Genomic DNA, 16,425 nt, shown 5'->3' with positions numbered 1-16,425 from the left:
GGCGGTGGCCGATGAGCGCGCCGCCGCGCCTGCGACTGCGAAGGATCCGCCGTCATTTCATTGCCGCCTGTGCGGTGGGCCTGGTCGGGCTTGCACTGCTGGTGGGCACGCTCAGCCAGCTGCTGCCGCTGGCCGAGCGTCATCCTGACAGGATTGCCGCCTGGCTGAGCGAGCGTGCCGGCCAGCCGGTGCGTTTCGACCAGCTGCAGACCGCCTGGACCCGTCGTGGCCCGCTGCTGCAGCTGAAAGGCCTGCGCATCGGCGCCGGGCAGGGCCTGGCGATCGGCGAGGCCGAGGTGCTGGTATCGATGTACAGCGGGCTGCTGCCCGGGCGCTCGCTGACCGAGCTGCGCCTGCGTGGCCTGGCGCTGGATCTGCAGCAGGGCGAGGACGGACGCTGGACGGTGCGCGGGCTGCCGCAATCGGACAACGGCGGCGATCCGCTGGATGCGCTGCGCCGGCTGGGCGAGCTGCAGGTGATCGGGGGGCGCCTGGGCGTGCACGCGCCGACGTTGGGCATCGACACCACGCTGCCGCGCATCGACCTGCGCATGCGGGTCAATGGCGATCGCCTGCGCGTGGGCGTACGCGCCTGGGCGCAGCCCGAAGCGCTGCCGCTGACCGCGGTGCTGGACGTGGACCGTGCGCGCGGCAACGGCGAGGCCTGGCTGGGCGCCGACCCGGTCGATTTCCACGCCTGGGCGCCCTTGCTGGCGGCTGGCGGCGTGCGCCTGCGCGAGGGCAAGGGCGAGTTGAACCTGTGGTTGACCCTGCGCGATTTCGCGCCGGTGGCGCTGACCACGGATTCGGACCTGCGCGACGTGCGTATCGATGGCGCACCGATACCCGGCATGGCGGCGCCGCAGCTGCAGCTGCAGCGACTGCAGGCCCGCCTGCGCTGGCAGCGCCAGGCCGAGGGCTGGGCGCTGCAGGTACCGCAGCTGCGGCTGAAGAATGAAGACGGCGAGCAGCGCCTCGATGGCCTGCAGCTGCAGGTCGGCAAACAGCTGCAGGTCCGTTCCGGTGAAGTGCAGGCCGGCATCGCACTGCGTGCGCTGGCCCTGAGTGATCGCCTTGAGCCGGGCCTGCGTCGCTGGCTGTTCCTGTCCAGGCCGCAGCTGGACGTGCGCGCCTTGCAGCTGTCGGGCGAACGCGATGGCCCCCTGTGGGCGCAGGGTGAACTGCAGTCGCTGGGTTTCGCCAGCGTGGGCAACTCGCCCGGCCTGCGCGGCCTGGGCGGGCGCTTTGAAGGCGACGCCGACGGCTTCAGCCTGCAGCTGCAACCGCAACGGCAGCTGCAGTTCGATTGGCCGACCGGCTTCGGCGTGCGCCATGACCTGCACCTGGCCGGACAGATCGTGGGCTGGCGCGACGAGGGCGGTGGTTGGCGGATCGGGACGCCGGCGATGCGTGTGGAAGGCACCGACTACGCGGCCGACGTGCGCGGCGGGGTCTGGTTCCAGGGCGACGGCACGCGGCCGTGGCTGCAGCTGGCCGCGAAGCTGGACGACGTGCCGATGACGGCGGCCAAGCGCTTCTGGATCCACTCCAAGATGAGCAAGGGCGCCACCGACTGGCTGGACATGGCGCTGGCTGGCGGCCAGGTGCGCAATGGCGTCGGCCTGGTCACCGGTGACCTGGACGACTGGCCGTTCGACAACAATGATGGCCGCTTCGAGGCCACCGGCCACATCACCAATGGCGACATCCGCTTCCAGCACGACTGGCCGCTGATGAGCCAGGTCGACGCCGACATCGCCTTCATCGGCCCTGGCTTCGACATGCGTGGACGGGGTGATCTTGCCGGCGTGGCGGTACAGAAATTCGAAGCGGGCATTCCGGACTTCGGGCACCAGCCGTTGTACGTACGTGCCGACGCGCCGAGCGAGGCCGGCAAGCTGCTGGCGATGCTGCGCCAGAGCCCGTTGCACAAGGATTACGGCGATACGCTGGACAATCTGGTCGCCAGTGGTCCGGCCCATGTGACCTTCGATCTGCTGCAGCCGCTGCATCAGGACGAGGGCGAGGGCCACCTGCAGGGCACGGTCGATCTGGCCGGCGTGAAGCTGGTCGACAAGCGCTTCCAGCTGACCTTTGACAACATGCACGGGCAGGCGCGCTACAGCAATGGCGGTTTCGGCGCCGAGGACCTGGCGGTGCGCCACCTCGGCCAGGAAGGACGGCTGAGCCTGCGTGCCGGAGGTTACGTGCATGACAGCACGCGCGCCTTCGAGTCGCAGCTGACCGCCCGCCTCGATGCCAGCGTGCTGATCGACCGTGCTCCGGAGATGGCCTGGCTCAAGCCTTACATCAACGGCAATTCGGCCTGGACCATCGGCGTCAACCTGCCCAAGGTGGCGCCCGGCGCGCCTGCGCCGCCGAGCGAGCTGCGGCTGAGTTCGGACCTGGTCGGCACCCGGCTCGACCTGCCGGCGCCGCTGGACAAGCCGGCCGCCGAGCCGCTGGCGACCACGGTGGCCGCGCAGCTGCCGATGGGCGCCGGCCGCATCGATGTGGCGTTCGGCCAGCGCCTGGCCCTGGCCGCGCGCAGCCACAACAACCAGACCGGTGTGCAGGTCACGCTGGGCAGCGACCATGTCGACCGCGAGCCGCCGGCGAGCGGACTGACGGTCAATGGCCGCAGCCCGACCCTGGATGCGCTGGAGTGGATCAGCCTGGCGCGCGGTGGGAGTGACGACGACGCGATGCCGCTGCGCGCGGTCGACGTGCAGGTCGGCCAGCTCAAGCTGATCGGCGGAGTCTTCGAGCAGACCCGGCTGCAGCTGCACCCGGGCCCGCAGGCACTGGACGTGCGCCTGGACGGGCCGTCGCTGGCCGGCCGCCTGACCGTACCCAACGCCGACGGCGGCACCATCAGCGGCCAGCTTGACCGGGTGCACTGGCAGTCACTGCCGGCGGCACCGGGTGCGGCCGCCGCGCCGGCGCGGGTACAGGCCGGTGCCAATGACATGGACCCGGCCAAGCTGCCGCCGTTCGCGCTGGACATCGCCGACCTGAAGTTCGACAAGGTGGTGCTGGGCCAGGCGGTGCTGCGCACGCGCCCACTGGCCAACGGCCTGAACGTGGACGCGTTGCGCTTCCGCGCGCCGGACCAGGAAATCGACATCACCGGCCGCTGGCTCGGCCGTACGGGCGGCGCCCGTACCGAACTGACCGCGCAGGTGCGCAGCGAGGACCTGGGCGGGCTGATGCAGAACCTTGATTACGGCGGCCAGCTGCGCGGCGGTTCCGGCCAGGCGCAGCTGCAGGCGGCCTGGAGCGGGGGGCCGTCGGACTTCCAGCTGGGCAACCTGCAGGGCAGCCTCGACCTGCATGCGCGCAATGGCCAGCTGCTGGAGCTGGAGCCGGGCGCCGGCCGCGTGCTGGGCCTGCTCAGCGTCGCGCAGCTGCCGCGGCGGCTGATGTTCGATTTCCGCGACTTCTTCTCCAAGGGCTTCGCGTTCAACCAGATCGAGGGCAGCATGCAGTTCGGTCAGGGCATGGCGCGCACCGACAAGGTGCTGATCGAAGGCCCGGCGGCCAACATCACCATCCGTGGCCAGGCCGACCTGCGCAACCAGCAGTTCGACCAGACCATCGACGTCAACCCGCGCGCGGGCAACCTGCTGACCGTGGTCGGTGCGGTGGCCGGCGGCCCGGTGGGGGCGGCGCTGGGCGCGGCCACCAATGCGGTATTGTCCAAGCCGCTGGGCGAGATTGGCGCCCGTACCTACAAGGTGACCGGTCCATGGAAGGAGCCGAAGGTGGAAGTGATCGAGCGCAGCCGCGACAAGACCCCATCACCGCCCGTGCCGGCACCTGCACCGGCCATTCCGCCGACCGTCACCGACCTGCCGCGCTCGCGCTGAGCACGGCTTCCTGTTCACGGGGCTTGCCTGAGCGCCCCCGCACCCCCAGATCGAAACCATGACTGATATCGCCCTGACGCTTGCCCAAGACCGCCTGCTGCGCCCCGGCGGCCTGGATACCGCCGGCCTGGAGCGCACCTTCGGGCAACTGCTCGGCCCTGGTGTCGACTTCGGCGACCTTTATTTCCAGCACGCCCGCCGCGAGAGCTGGAGCGTGGAAGACGGCATCGTCAAGGACGGCGCCCATTCCATCGAGCAGGGCGTGGGCGTGCGGGCGATTTCCGGCGAGAAGACCGGCTTCGCCTACTCCGATGACATCCATGCCGATGCGCTGCTGGCGGCGGCGCAGTCGGCGCGCGCGATCTCGCGCGAGGGCGGTGCGCAGACCGGACGTTCGCTGCTGCGCGGCAATGCGCGCGCGCTGTACCCGGCGCTGGACCCGATCGACGGCATCGGCAACGAGGCCAAGGTCGAGGTGCTCAAGCGCCTGGATGGCTACCTGCGTGCCGCCGACCCGCGCGTGAAGCAGGTGATGGTGAGCCTGTCCGGCGGCGTCGATACTGTGCTGATCGCCCGCAGCGACGGCGTGCTGGCGGCCGACGTGCGCCCGCTGGTACGCCTTAACGTGCAGGTCATCGTCGAACACAACGGCCGTCGCGAGTCCGGCTACGCCGGTGGCGGTGGCCGTTATGGCTACGAAGCGCTGTTCGCCAGCGGCCGCCCCGAAGCCCTGGCCCAGGAAGCGCTGCGCCAGGCGCTGGTGAACCTGGACGCGGTGCCGGCGCCGGCCGGCATGATGCCGGTGGTGCTCGGCCCGGGTTGGCCGGGCGTGTTGCTGCACGAAGCGGTCGGCCATGGCCTGGAAGGCGACTTCAACCGCAAGGGCACCAGCGTCTACGCCGGCCGCATCGGCGAGCGCGTCGCCGCACCGGGGGTGACCATCGTCGACGACGGCACCCTCGACGGTCGCCGCGGTTCGTTGAACATCGACGACGAAGGCCACCCGAGCCAGTGCACCCCGCTGATCGAGGACGGCATCCTGGTCGGCTACATGCAGGACAGCCTCAACGCGCGGCTGATGGGCATGGCCCCGACCGGCAACGGGCGCCGCGAATCGTTCGCGCACCTGACCATGCCACGCATGACCAACACCTACATGCGCGCCGGCGAGCACGACCCGCAGGAGATGATCCGTTCGGTGAAGAAGGGCCTGTACGCGGTGAACTTCGGCGGTGGCCAGGTCGACATCACCAGCGGCAAGTACGTGTTCTCGGCCACCGAGGCCTACCTGATCGAGGATGGCCGCATCACCACCCCGGTGAAGGGCGCGACCCTGATCGGCAACGGCCCGGAGACCATGCAGAAGGTGCGCATGGTCGGCAACGATCTGGCCCTGGACGAGGGCGTGGGCATCTGCGGCAAGGACGGGCAGAGCGTGCCCGTGGGTGTCGGCCAGCCCTCGCTGTTGATCGAGGGCATCACCGTCGGCGGTACGCAGGCCTGAGCGTGGCGATGGCCGCGGCCACCGCCCGGGCCGGCGCGGACTCAGTCCTCGTCGGCCTCGTCGACCGGATCGCCGGCGTGTTCGTCGCCCGCCGTCTTCAAGCCCAGCGCCGCCGGCAGCATCAGCGTACGCAGCACCTGGAAGATCTCGCGGTAGGCGCGCGGCGGCTTGTTCTTCGCCTTTTCGGCCTGCGCGTTGCGTACCAGGGTGCGCAGCTGCTGGCGGTCGGCCTGCGGGTAGTCGTCAAGCAGGGCGGCCAGCGCCTTGTCACCGTCGGCCAACAGGCGGTCGCGCCAGTCTTCCACGCGGTGCATCATCGCCACTTCGCGGCGGCCAGTCTCGCTGTTGGCGTCCAGCGCATCGCGGATCGCGTCCAGCGTTGCCTCGTCCTCGCGGCGCATGTGCTTGGCCAGGAACGCCAGCTGGCGCTTGTGGGCGATGTGGGCGGTGATGCGCTTGCACTCGGCGATATGCGGCAGCAGGTCTTCCGGGATCGGCAGGCGCGCCAGCTGGGCCGGGGTCAACGACACCAGCTTCTCGCCCAGGGCCAGGACGTCGAGCGCGTCGCGCCGGTTCTGGCTGCGGCTCTTGTCGTGGAATTCACCGGTTTCTTCGTCGCGTCCGCGCATCGTCCCTACCTGATCTCAAAAAAAGTCGCCCGGCGTGATGCCGGGCCCAACCTGTACAGGATAAAGCATTGAACGTGATCGCCCCTGAAGTGGCCGTCGGCGACGACAGCCCGGCCCGGCTGGAACGGCTGGCCGACCTCTCCCAGCAGCTGCTCGACCGCGCCCGCGCGCTGGGCGCCAGCCAGGCCGAGGTCAGTTGCAGCGAGGACCGCGGACTGGAGGTCAATGTCCGCCTCGGCGAGGTCGAGACCGTGCAGTCCACGCGTGACCGCGGCATCGCCGTGACCGTCTATTTCGGCCAGCGCAAGGGCAGTGCCAGCACCGGTGACCTGAACGAGGCCAGCCTGGCCGCTACGGTCGAGCAGGCCTGCGCGATTGCCCGGCATACCGAGGATGACCCGGCTGCCGGCCTGGCCGAGGCCGCACTGATGGCCACCGACTTCCCGGAGCTGGACGGTTGGCACCCGTGGGCGCTGCAGGCCGATGAGGCGGTGGACCTGGCCCTGGCCTGCGAGGCGGCCGGTCGCGAGGCCGACGCGCAGATCCGCAATTCCGACGGCGCATCGGTGTCGAGCATGCAGAGCCTGTCGGTGTATGCCAATTCGCATGGTTTCTTTGGTCGTGAGCGCGGCACCCACCATTCGGTCGGCTGCGCGCTGATCGCCGGGCAGGGCGATGGCATGCAGCGCGATGGCTGGTACACCAGCGCGCTTGCCCGGGAGGACCTGGAAGACGTGGGCCTGGTCGGCCGTCGTGCCGCCGAGCGCACCGTGGCCCGCCTGCAGCCGCGTTCACTGGCTACTGGCAGCATGCCGGTGCTGTTCGCCCCGGAAGTGGCGCGCAGCCTGGTCGGCCACCTGCTGTCGGCGGTGTCCGGCGGCGCCTTGTACCGCCAGGCCAGCTTCCTGCTGGACAGCGTCGGCCAACGCCTGTTCCCGGAATGGATGCAGATCGACGAGCTGCCGCACCTGCGCCGTGGCCTGCGCTCGGCCGCCTTCGACGGCGACGGCGTGGCCACCCGTAGTTCGGCGCTGGTCCGAGACGGCGTACTGCAGCGCTACGTGCTGGGCAGCTATTCCGCGCGCAAGCTGGGCCTGCAGACCACCGCCAATGCTGGCGGCGTGCACAACCTGCAGCTGGCGGCCAATGCCGGCCCGCTGGAAGAGATCGCCCGGCAGATGGGTGACGGCCTGCTGGTGACCGAGCTGATGGGGCAGGGCGTGAACGGGGTGACCGGCGATTACTCACGAGGCGCGGGCGGCTTCCGTGTCGAGAACGGCGAGATCCAGTACCCGGTGGACGGCGTCACCATCGCCGGCAACCTGCGCGAGATGTTCAGCAGCATCGAGGCGGTCGGCAGCGACGTCGACCCGCGCTCGCACATCCGGACCGGTTCGATCCTGCTGGGGCGGATGACCGTCGCCGGTAATGATTGATGGCATTGATGACGTAAGCTATGCGCGCCTGACGCAACCAGCTTGGTGCTGGTGGGTCAAGACCACCCAATGAAAAGGAGTTTTGTCGTGAGCGAATTCGATAACGTCCCGCCGCCGCCGGCAACCACCGATGCCCCGGCCGACCAGCGCACCATGGCGCTGGCTGCGCACCTGCTGGGCATCTTCACCTGGTTCATCGGCGCCCTGATCATCTGGCTGATCAACAAGGATGACGCCAGCAAGGCCTTCGTGACCGACCAGGCCAAGGAAGCGCTGAACTTCCAGATCACCGTGACCATCGCCATGGTCATCAGCATCATCCTGATGGTGGTGATCATCGGCGGCATCCTGGCGCCGATCGTGGGCATCATCAACCTGGTGTTCTGCATCATTGCCGCAGTCAAGGCCAACAACGGCGAAGCCTATCGCTACCCGTTCACCCTGCGCCTGATCAAGTAATACCGGCCGCATGCGCAAGCAGGAACGCCCGGCATTGCCTGGCGTTCCTGTTTGAGGGCAGCGTCACCGGCGGCGATCAGTGATCGCGTTCCACCGCCAGCGTTGCCAGCGCGCGCAGCGCATCGGCCTCTTCGCCATGGCCGGCCAACGTGGCCTGCATGCGTGCGGCCAGTTCGCGCAGCTGCGCCTTCGCGCCGTCCATGCCGAGCAGCGCGGGGAAGGTGCTCTTGTCCTGCGCCTCGTCCTTGCCGGCGGTCTTGCCCAGCTGTTCGGAACTGGCTTCGACATCGAGGATGTCATCGCGGACCTGGAAGGCCAGGCCGAGCGCATCGGCGAAACTGTCGAGCTGGGCCAGCTGCGGCTCGTGGGCCTGGCCGCACAGCGCCCCCATGCGCACCGCTGCACGGATCAGCGCGCCGGTCTTCAGCGCATGCATGCGGGTCAGTGCCGCCAGGGTCTGCTGCTGGCCGGTGGCATCGATGTCCAGCGCCTGGCCGCCGCACATGCCGGAGGCGCCGGACGCGTGAGCGAGGGTCTGCAGGCAGGCCACGCGCAGCGTGGCCGGCAGCGGCGCATCGGCCAGCAGGCCGAAGGCACGCGTCTGCAGGGCGTCGCCGGCCAGGATCGCGGTGGCTTCGTCGAAGGCGATGTGGGTGGTCGGCTTGCCGCGGCGCAGGGCGTCGTCGTCCATCGCCGGCAGGTCGTCATGCACCAGCGAATAGGCGTGGATCAGCTCGACAGCCATCGCCGCCGCGTCCAGCTGTTCCGGCTGCGCGCCGAACAGGTGTCCACTGGCATACACCAGCAGCGGGCGCATGCGTTTGCCACCGCCCAGCACCGAATAGCGCATGGCCTGGTGCAGGCGCTGCGGTGCTTCGGCAGGCGAGGGCAGGGCGGCATCGAGCTGGCTTTCGATACGGTCGCGCCAGCGCGCGAACAGGGCTTCAGCCGTCATGGTTGGGCGGATCGAAAGGCTCGGCCGTTTCCGGCTGGGCCGGATCGCTGAGCAGGCGCACGCGCAATTCGGCCTGCTCCAGCGCCTGCTGGCACTGACGGTACAGACCGACGCCGCGTTCGTAAGCACTGAGCGACGCTTCCAGGCTCAGCTCGCCGGTTTCCATCTGCTCCACCAGCTGCTCCAGCGATTCGAGCGACTGCTCGAACTGGGCGACCGGGGAGGCGTTTTCGGGGGACTTCTTGGCCATGCGGCAAGTGTGGACGGGCTGCGCGCGGGGGTCAATTCACCAGCCGCCGGGACGCCACTGCAGCTGCGCGTCGTGGGCCTGCAACCAGGCCTGCAGGGGAGCTGCGATGACCACGTCGGCGGCGGCAAGCAGCTGCGCTCCATCGAAGACCAGCGGCAGCTGGGCGCGTCGCCAGGGGGCAAGGTGTTCGCGTTGCAGGCAGTCCTTCAGCGCATGCGAATGCTGGCGACCGGGCAGCAGGATGCGTTCGCCGCCCACACGCGCACGGACCTGGAGCGGCCGTTCGAAGGCCTCGGCGCCGTGCAGGTGCAGCTGACCGCCATCGGGCAGCGCCAATGGCGCGCGTCCATCCCATCCGGCCTGCCAATCATGGGGAAGCGCCGGCAGTTGCGCGGGCAGGAGATAGGCATGATCGCGCCATTGCTGGATGGCATGATCGTGCCAGCGCACCCGCGCCTGGCGATCGTTGCTGGCTGGCAGCAGCTCGTCCAGCGCCTGCTGCAGCACCGTGGCCGGCAGTGGGGCGGCCCCATGGCCGATCACCCAGGCACGCAGCACGCGCGCGGCGCGGCCCGGTGACACCTGGCGCAGCAGCTGCAGCGACAGCACACGCGGTGCCACCTCCAGATGCGCGATCAGCTCGGCGTCCTCCTCGTCCAGCAGCTCGCGGGTCTGCCGGCAATGCAGGGCGCTGCCCGCCAATGCCGCGGCGGCGTGCGGCCAGCGCTGGCGCAGCAACGGCAGCACCTGCAGGCGCAGGAAATTGCGATCGGCGTGGTCGTCGGCGTTGCTGGGGTCTTCAACCCAGCGCAGCGCGTGCTGGTGCGCGTAATCGAGCAGCGCACGGCGCGGCACCGCCAGCAGCGGTCGCCACACACGGTGTTCGCCTACGCGGCTGTCTGCGGACATCGCGGCAAGACCATCGACGCCGGAGCCACGCAGGGCACGCAGCAGGAAGGTCTCGGCCTGGTCGTCCAGGTGCTGCGCCAGCGCCAGTGTTTCGCCGTCGCGCAGTTCGGTGGCGAACGCGGCGCGTCGCGCCTGCCGTGCTGCGCCTTCCAGGCCCAGGCCCGATGTGGGGTCGATCTGCACGCGATGCACGGCCAGTTCGATGCCCAGCGCTGCGCATTGGTGCTGGCAATGCAGCACCCAGTCGTCCGCATCGGGGTGCAGGCCATGGTGCACGTGCACCGCGCGCAGCGCCGTGCCGGAGGCCTTGGCGCTGCGCCACAGCCAGTGCAGCAGCACGGTCGAGTCGACACCGCCGCTGTAGCCCACCAGCAGTGGCGCATCCAGCGGAACGAGGGCAGGGAAGGCAGTCACGGCGGCAAGTATAGGGTTGCTCGGCAGGGCTGCGCCCTGCACCCGCTACGATCCAGAGCAACGGCAACAGCAACAGCAACAGCAGAAGCTGGTTTCCTGAGGGTGGGCGGGGTGGGTCCGGTTGCGGGGGCCGCTGCAAGTACGTCCATGTAAGCTCGGTCGCCGCATCCATGCGGCTCACGCCCCCGCAACCGGACCCACCCCGCCTTCGACAGTTTCCTGCGAACTGTTGGACGTGCCGATGGGGTCAGATCCGTTTTCCTGCGGAAAACGGATCTGACCCCGATTTATTTCGATATCTGACAGATGTGTCGACCAAGGTCGACACCTACCAACAGCCGCCGGAAAACTGTCGAAGGCGGGGCACTGTGGGTTTGCGGGGTGTGAGCCGCATGGATGCGGCGACCAAGCCCCCAGGGACGGGTTTACGGCGTCCCCGCAAACCCACAGTGCCCCGCCATCCCACGGAACGCACGCTGTTGCTGTTGCTTCGGCCGTGGCCGTTGCTATTGCTCTGGCGTGTAGCAGGTGCAGGGCGCAGCCCTGCCGAAAAACCTACTTCACCCGACGGCCCGCGCGGTCGATGCGGAACCACTCCCCGCCTTCCATCGGCGTGTGGCCATCGGCATCCGGCGTGCCGCGCCGACAGCCGTTGCAGACCTCGGCCACGCCATCCTGGAACGGCCACCCGAAATCGTAGGTGCCGGGCACCACCTGGCGGAACGTCAGGTCGAAGTAGCCGACGCGGTTGCCGACGCGGCCGCGCAGCAGGCCTTCCTGCGGTGTTTCCGGGCCGTTGTCCCAGGTCAGCACAGGCAGGCTGCGGCCCTTGCGGTCGACGTAGTGGAAGCCCTGGGCGGCATACACCACGGCCAGGCCGTGGTCGTCGTAGTTCAGGTCCTTCAGCGCATCGGCGCTGATCTTCGGCCGGTGATCGACCACCTCGCAGTTGGGCAGCGGCCACAACCCGTGTTCGTCGGTCAGCAGCTTGCAGGCCGGCGCCTGCGCCAGCGTGCTGGAACCGGCCAGTACGCCGAGCAGGACCAGCGACCGCGCGAAGCGGCCGCGGTCGAGGCGGGCCTGCCGCACGATCACTTGGCCTCGGCCTTGCGCTCGAAGGCCGTCGGTGCCGGCAGCTGCACCGGCACGCCCTTGTCATCGCAGGTGCCGGCCTGGCACAGGCGCTCGCGCAGGGCCGGGGTGGCCTGCACGATCATGTGGTAGATCGCGTTCTGTTCCAGCGTGCCGCGGATCGCCTTGCTGCCCGGGCCACGCGCCCAGATGCCGACATCCTCACCACCGTGCGATTCGGACTTCATCGGCACCAGTGCTTCCTGCATGTAGTCCGGATGCTCGGTGTCGACCTCGCGCAGGTTCGGGCGGCCGTTGGCCGGTTCGAAGCTGCTCGGGTTGTGCGGGTAACGCTTCGGGCCGGCCGGCTGCTGGTTGCTGCTGCCGGTATGGCCCGGGCCGTTGGCATAGCTCAGCGTGGTGTACGGCTGGCCGGTGCCGTCCAGCGCGTAGTCCAGCTTGCCGGCACCATCTTCGCCGCCCTTGTCCTTCACCTTGCCCAGGATCGGATTGCCACGTGCCGGGTAGCCGACGAAGTTCAGCGTATGCGAGTGGTCGGCGGTGACGATGATCAGGGTGTCGTCGGCCGAGGTCAGCTCGTTGGCCACGCGCACCGCGTCGGACAGCGCCACGGTCTCGGTCAGTGCACGGAAGGCGTTGCCGCTGTGGTTGGCGTGGTCGATGCGCGCGCCTTCGATCATCAGCACGTAGCCTTCCTGGTGCCTGGCCAGATTCCTGATCGCTGCAGCCGTCAGTTCGGCCAGGCTCGGCTCACCGCCCGGATCCTGCGGGCGCTCGTATTCGTAGCGCATGTGGTCCGGTTCGAACAGGCCGAGGATGGCCGGCGCATTGGCGGCCGCCGCCAGCTGCTTGCTGTTCCACACGTAGGCACCCTGCGGGTGCGCCTGCTGCCATTCCTGCACCAGGCTGCGGCCATCCAGGCGCTGGCCGACCTTGTCGTCGTATTCCGGATCGCGCTCTTCCACGGTGGTGAATTCACCGCGACCGCCGCCGAGAGCGACCAGCGGGCCGCGCCCATAACGCGAGGTCGACAGCAGCTGCTGTGCGATGTCCTTGCAGCCTGCAGCCTTGGCCGCTTCAGTCAGGTCGGTGTCGTTTTCCCAGTTGCGCTCGGGCGAGTGCGCATAGGTGGCAGCAGGGGTGGCATGGGTCAGGCGCGCGGTGGACACCACACCGGTGGCCAGGCCGGCGCTGTCGGCCAGCTGCAGCCAGGTCAGCAGGCCCTTGGACAGGCTGTCGGCGCAGTCGGTGCGGCTGCCGGCGCTGACACCGATCGCGCCCATGTGGGTCTTCACGCCGGTGGTGATGGCGGTCATGGTGCCGGCCGAGTCCGGCGTCTGCGAATCGGTGTTGTAGGTCTTGCTGAACGCCGTGGCCGGGAAGCGCTCCCAGGACAGCAGGTTCTCCTCGCCCGAGCCACCCTTCTGCTGGCCTTCGTAGATGCGCGAGGCGGCCACGGTGGTCAGGCTCATGCCGTCGCCGAGGAACAGGATGACGTTCTTCGCCTTGCCGGACATCGCGCCGTTGGCGGCGGCCTGGGCGGCGCCACTGCGGTACCACCATTGCGGGGTCTCGCCGGCCGGATGGGCGACCGGGTCGACGGCGACCTTCAGGCCGGCCGGGGCAGAGGCGGGGGTGGTGCTGGCGCAGGCGCCCAGCAGCAGGGTGGTGGCGCAGGCGGCCAACAGGGAGACGGAACGGCGCATGGACGCTTGGATCTCACAAACTGTAACGGGACGTTCATTATGCCCGCCCCTGCAAGGCACGCCGATGACACACTGATTTGCCGGCCGGGCGGTCGTTCTGCGGGCCGCCTTGGGCTATCGTGCCAGCATCCCTTCCTTCCCCTCTGGATTGCCTATGAAGCTGGTCTCTGCCTGGCTGCGGATTCCATTCTGGCAGCGCGTGGTCGGTGGCTTCGTGCTCGGCGCGCTGGCCGGCTGGGCGCTTGGCCCGGCCGCGGAAACGTGGTTCGGCCCGCTCGGTGAGCTGTACGTCACCCTGATCAAGATGATCGCCGTGCCGCTGGTGTTCTTCGCGGTCATCAACGCAATCTCGTCGCTGCACGGGCAGAAGTCGGTCGCCGCGCTCAGTGGCCGCACCTTCCTCTGGTTCGTGATCACCGCGGCGCTGGCGGTATGCGTTGGGCTGGGCGTGGGGACCGTGCTGCAGCCCGGTGCCGGCGGGCTGCAGCTGACAATGGCCAGCAACTACGTGCCGCGCGAAGTGCCCAGTGTGGTGCAGGTGCTGCTGGACGTGGTGCCGGCCAATGTCTTCTACGCGCTGTCCGGCATCGGTACCAAGGTCAATGCGGCCGGTGAGACTGTGCTGGCGGCCGGTCGCGGCTCGATCCTGCCGGTGATCTTCTTCGCAGGCCTGGTGGGCTTTGCCATCGTCAAGCTGGGCGAGAAGGTGACCGAGGCGCGCAAGCTGGTCGGCCAGATGAGCGACATCATGATCCAGGTGACCCGCTTCGTGCTGGAAGTCACCCCGATCGGTACCTTCGGCCTGATCGCCGGCCTGGTCGGCAGCTATGGCTTCGAGAAGCTGCTGCCGCTGGGCCATTTCGTGCTGGCCCTGTACGTGGCCTGCGCCCTGCACATCGTGGTGGTCTACAGCGCGCTGCTGCTGGCGCACGGCCTGAACCCGCTGAAGTTCTTCCGCGGCGCGGCGCCGGGCATGCAGGTGGCCTTCGTCAGCTCGTCCAGCTTCGCCGCGATGCCGGTGGCGCTGCGTTCGATCACCCACAACCTGGGCGTGAACAAGGACTACGGTTCATTCGCGGTGCCGCTGGGCGCCAGCATCAAGATGGATGGCTGCGGCGCGATCTATCCGGCGCTGTGCGCGGTGTTCATCGCGCAGTACAGCGGTGTGCCGCTGACCCCGGAGCAGTACGTGGTGGTGCTGATCGCCTCGGTGCTGGGCAGCTTCGGTACGGCCGGCGTGCCGGGTACCGCGGTGATCATGGCCACGGTGGTGCTGAGCGCAGCCAACCTGCCGCTGGAGACCATCGGCTATCTGTATGCCATCGACCGCATCCTCGACATGATGCGCACGATGACGAATGTGACCGGCCAGATGCTGGTGCCGGTGATCGTGGCCAAGGAAACCGGGCTGCTGGACCAGGCGGTGTATGACAATCCGTCCAGCAATGTGGGCGTGGACGATCCTGACCCGACACCGCCACGCAGCTGAGGTTGCGTGGAGATGAAAGGCCCGCCCTGACCGGCGGGCCTTTCGTTTGGGAGATGGCTGACGCGCTGCCGACCGTGGTAGATCCACGCCATGCGTGGATGGAGGCGGTGCCGACCAAGGTCGGCAGCTACCCACCATTACGCGGGCCCAACAAAAAAGCCGCTGCAGGGCAGCGGCTTTGCTTTGCGTATCAGGCGGCGCTGTGACGCCAGCCGGTCAGAGGTCGACCCGGCGGGCCTGCATGAACTTGTTGCCCCAGTAGCCACTGAGCAGGGTGTCCACGCGGACGTCCTTGCCCGAGCTCGGCGCATGCAGGAAACGGCCATCGCCGACGTAGATGCCGACGTGGTCGACGCGGCCCTTGCGGCCGAAGAACACCAGATCACCCGCGGCCAGCGCGGTGCGGTCGTTGATCAGTTCGGCATTGTCATCGTGGGCCATCTCGCGCGAGACGCGCGGAAGTTCGATGCCCAGGGCCGAACGGAACACATAACCGACCAGGCCGCTGCAGTCGAAACCGCTGTCCGGGTTGCTGCCACCCCAACGGTACGGGGTGCCCAGCAGGGTCATCGCGCGGCGCAGCAGCGACTGCACCTTGCCGTTGTCGGCGGCGGTGCCGACGACGCTGCCATTGGCGGCGCTGCTGGTGTCGTAGTTGGCGAGCAGGCGGCTGAGGTCGCCGGCCACCACGGCCGAGCGGTCCATCAGCGGAATGGTGTCGTTGGCGGCCAGGTGCGGCAGCAGGGCGGCCAGCGTGGCACTGGCGGCGGCATCGACGCGGCTGCGCTGCGGAGCGGCAGCCTCGGCCTTGGCGGCCGGTCGGGCGGTGCTCTCGGCCACCGGGGCCGGGGTCACATCGGAACGGTTCGGAGCAGTCTGCGACCAGGCCGGAAGGCTGGTCAGACACAGTGCCAGGCCAAGCAACAGCGGGCGGGCACTACGTGAAGATACGGAAGTCTGGCCTTCGCTTTTCAGGTCGTCAGTCGTCACGCGTCGGTCACAGGAAAAAAACGATGGGGCATCATGCCCTGTAAAAGCGCGGATAAGTTAAAAATTCCGTTAGTAATTCGTTAGTTGCACAGTGATGTTCGTCACAGTTTTGAATATATCGCCTGTTCATTTTAGCGAAGGACGCGTTTCGCCCCTGTGTAGTGGTCCTTCCAGTAGGGACCGCTGAGCGAGTCCAGGCGCACGGTGCCGCCGGTGCTCGGCGCATGCACGAAACGCCCTTCACCTACATAAATACCGACGTGGGTGACGCTGCCGCGGCTGCCGAAGAACACCAGGTCGCCGGTGGCCAGGCGCTGCGGGTCGATCTTCGGGCCCTGCACCGCCGCCAGGTCGCGGGAGGTGCGCGGCAGCCGCAGGTCCAGCATCTCGCGATAGACATAAGCGACCAGGCCGCTGCAGTCGAAGCCCGAATCCGGGGTGTTGCCGCCATAGCGGTAGGGCGTGCCGACCAGGCTGATGGCGCGCATCAGCACCGAGTTGGCAGCCTCGGGGTTGTCCGGCACGGTCTTTGGCCAGTTCGCCGTGGGCGGGGGCGGGGCCGGGCGGGTGGCCTTGCCACCGCCACAGGCGGTCATCAACAGGGGCAGGGCCAGCAGCAGGGCCGGGGCGAGAAACCGGCGCTGGCCGGACGAAACTGGCGTGATGTGCATGATCTCCGGATAATGCGCCACCTTGGATTGGCCGTCATGATGGCGGCGTCCC

At 68.7% G+C, this 16,425-nt stretch carries 14 protein-coding genes; 6 read left to right on the top strand and 8 right to left on the bottom strand.

The genetic code is table 11. The annotated features are described in order from the left end of the window. Positions 1-11 precede the first annotated feature (11 nt). A complete protein-coding gene (locus tag QP609_RS15065) occupies positions 12-3,869 on the top strand; it encodes a YhdP family protein (RefSeq protein WP_197621664.1) in 3,858 nt (1,285 codons plus the stop codon). A gap of 58 nt (positions 3,870-3,927) precedes the next feature. Beyond that, entirely contained in the window at positions 3,928-5,373 is a 1,446-nt protein-coding gene (gene tldD / locus QP609_RS15060) for a metalloprotease TldD (protein ID WP_014647936.1), read from the top strand. A 41-nt stretch (positions 5,374-5,414) separates the two neighbouring features. Here the strand turns inward: tldD and yjgA are convergent, their stop codons facing one another. Continuing rightward, positions 5,415-6,002 (bottom strand): ribosome biogenesis factor YjgA, encoded by a 588-nt coding sequence (gene yjgA / locus QP609_RS15055; RefSeq protein ID WP_014647935.1) that lies wholly within the window; start codon positions 6,000-6,002, stop codon positions 5,415-5,417. Positions 6,003-6,070: 68 nt separating this feature from the next. On the opposite strand from yjgA, the gene pmbA reads away from it, so the two are divergent. Together pmbA and QP609_RS15045 are read left to right on the top strand one after the other, a co-directional pair. Then, positions 6,071-7,438, top strand: a complete 1,368-nt coding sequence (gene pmbA, locus QP609_RS15050; protein WP_014647934.1) for a metalloprotease PmbA — start codon at positions 6,071-6,073, stop codon at positions 7,436-7,438. A gap of 87 nt (positions 7,439-7,525) precedes the next feature. Continuing rightward, the gene (locus tag QP609_RS15045) at positions 7,526-7,897 is read left to right on the top strand and encodes a DUF4870 domain-containing protein (protein ID WP_014647933.1); all 372 of its coding nucleotides are present in this window, start codon (positions 7,526-7,528) and stop codon (positions 7,895-7,897) included. Positions 7,898-7,973: 76 nt separating this feature from the next. On the opposite strand, the gene QP609_RS15040 is transcribed toward QP609_RS15045, so the two are convergent. From QP609_RS15040 to QP609_RS15020, 5 genes are all read right to left on the bottom strand, one after another. Further along, a complete protein-coding gene (locus tag QP609_RS15040; protein ID WP_014647932.1) occupies positions 7,974-8,852 on the bottom strand; it encodes a farnesyl diphosphate synthase in 879 nt (292 codons plus the stop codon). Beyond that, positions 8,842-9,102 carry an exodeoxyribonuclease VII small subunit gene (locus tag QP609_RS15035; protein ID WP_014647931.1) on the bottom strand — a complete coding sequence of 87 codons (261 nt, stop codon included), beginning with the start codon at positions 9,100-9,102 and terminating at the stop codon, positions 8,842-8,844. Before QP609_RS15035 ends, QP609_RS15040 begins: the two co-directional genes overlap by 11 nt. A gap of 36 nt (positions 9,103-9,138) precedes the next feature. Next, positions 9,139-10,425, bottom strand: coding sequence for a tRNA lysidine(34) synthetase TilS (gene tilS, locus QP609_RS15030; protein ID WP_197621663.1), 1,287 nt, complete (start codon positions 10,423-10,425; stop codon positions 9,139-9,141). 555 nt (positions 10,426-10,980) lie between these two features. Then, positions 10,981-11,520: a WG repeat-containing protein gene (locus QP609_RS15025; protein WP_197621787.1), complete on the bottom strand. Its 540-nt coding sequence runs from the start codon at positions 11,518-11,520 to the stop codon at positions 10,981-10,983. Further along, positions 11,517-13,223 (bottom strand): alkaline phosphatase, encoded by a 1,707-nt coding sequence (locus QP609_RS15020; protein WP_046431863.1) that lies wholly within the window; start codon positions 13,221-13,223, stop codon positions 11,517-11,519. The genes QP609_RS15025 and QP609_RS15020 overlap by 4 nt, the downstream gene beginning before the upstream one ends. Before the next feature lie 154 nt (positions 13,224-13,377). Between QP609_RS15020 and QP609_RS15015 the strand changes: the two genes are divergently transcribed. Further along, positions 13,378-14,712, top strand: coding sequence for a dicarboxylate/amino acid:cation symporter (locus QP609_RS15015; protein WP_014647927.1), 1,335 nt, complete (start codon positions 13,378-13,380; stop codon positions 14,710-14,712). A 53-nt stretch (positions 14,713-14,765) separates the two neighbouring features. Next, a complete protein-coding gene (locus tag QP609_RS15010; RefSeq protein ID WP_153643432.1) occupies positions 14,766-14,918 on the top strand; it encodes a hypothetical protein in 153 nt (50 codons plus the stop codon). 10 nt (positions 14,919-14,928) lie between these two features. On the opposite strand, the gene QP609_RS15005 is transcribed toward QP609_RS15010, so the two are convergent. Together QP609_RS15005 and QP609_RS15000 are read right to left on the bottom strand one after the other, a co-directional pair. Further along, positions 14,929-15,636 (bottom strand): C40 family peptidase, encoded by a 708-nt coding sequence (locus QP609_RS15005; protein ID WP_223224737.1) that lies wholly within the window; start codon positions 15,634-15,636, stop codon positions 14,929-14,931. Positions 15,637-15,833: 197 nt separating this feature from the next. Next, entirely contained in the window at positions 15,834-16,373 is a 540-nt protein-coding gene (locus QP609_RS15000; RefSeq protein ID WP_026347086.1) for a C40 family peptidase, read from the bottom strand. Between the last annotated feature and the right edge of the window lie 52 nt (positions 16,374-16,425).

The sequence above is a fragment of the Stenotrophomonas sp. 8(2023) genome (genome assembly GCF_030345295.1).
GTDB lineage: Bacteria > Pseudomonadota > Gammaproteobacteria > Xanthomonadales > Xanthomonadaceae > Stenotrophomonas > Stenotrophomonas muris.
The sequence above is the reverse complement of the archived record's forward strand: the minus strand, read 5'-3'. Positions and strand labels throughout refer to the sequence as shown.

Coding starts and splice junctions, on each gene's coding strand:
- QP609_RS15065 (WP_197621664.1), top strand. CDS start 12: ATGAGCGCGCCGCCGCGCCTGCGACTGCGAAGGATCCGCCGTCATTTC.
- tldD (WP_014647936.1), top strand. CDS start 3,928: ATGACTGATATCGCCCTGACGCTTGCCCAAGACCGCCTGCTGCGCCCC.
- yjgA (WP_014647935.1), bottom strand. CDS start 6,002: ATGCGCGGACGCGACGAAGAAACCGGTGAATTCCACGACAAGAGCCGC.
- QP609_RS15040 (WP_014647932.1), bottom strand. CDS start 8,852: ATGACGGCTGAAGCCCTGTTCGCGCGCTGGCGCGACCGTATCGAAAGC.
- QP609_RS15035 (WP_014647931.1), bottom strand. CDS start 9,102: ATGGCCAAGAAGTCCCCCGAAAACGCCTCCCCGGTCGCCCAGTTCGAG.
- QP609_RS15020 (WP_046431863.1), bottom strand. CDS start 13,223: ATGCGCCGTTCCGTCTCCCTGTTGGCCGCCTGCGCCACCACCCTGCTG.
- QP609_RS15015 (WP_014647927.1), top strand. CDS start 13,378: ATGAAGCTGGTCTCTGCCTGGCTGCGGATTCCATTCTGGCAGCGCGTG.
- QP609_RS15010 (WP_153643432.1), top strand. CDS start 14,766: ATGGCTGACGCGCTGCCGACCGTGGTAGATCCACGCCATGCGTGGATG.
- QP609_RS15000 (WP_026347086.1), bottom strand. CDS start 16,373: ATGCACATCACGCCAGTTTCGTCCGGCCAGCGCCGGTTTCTCGCCCCG.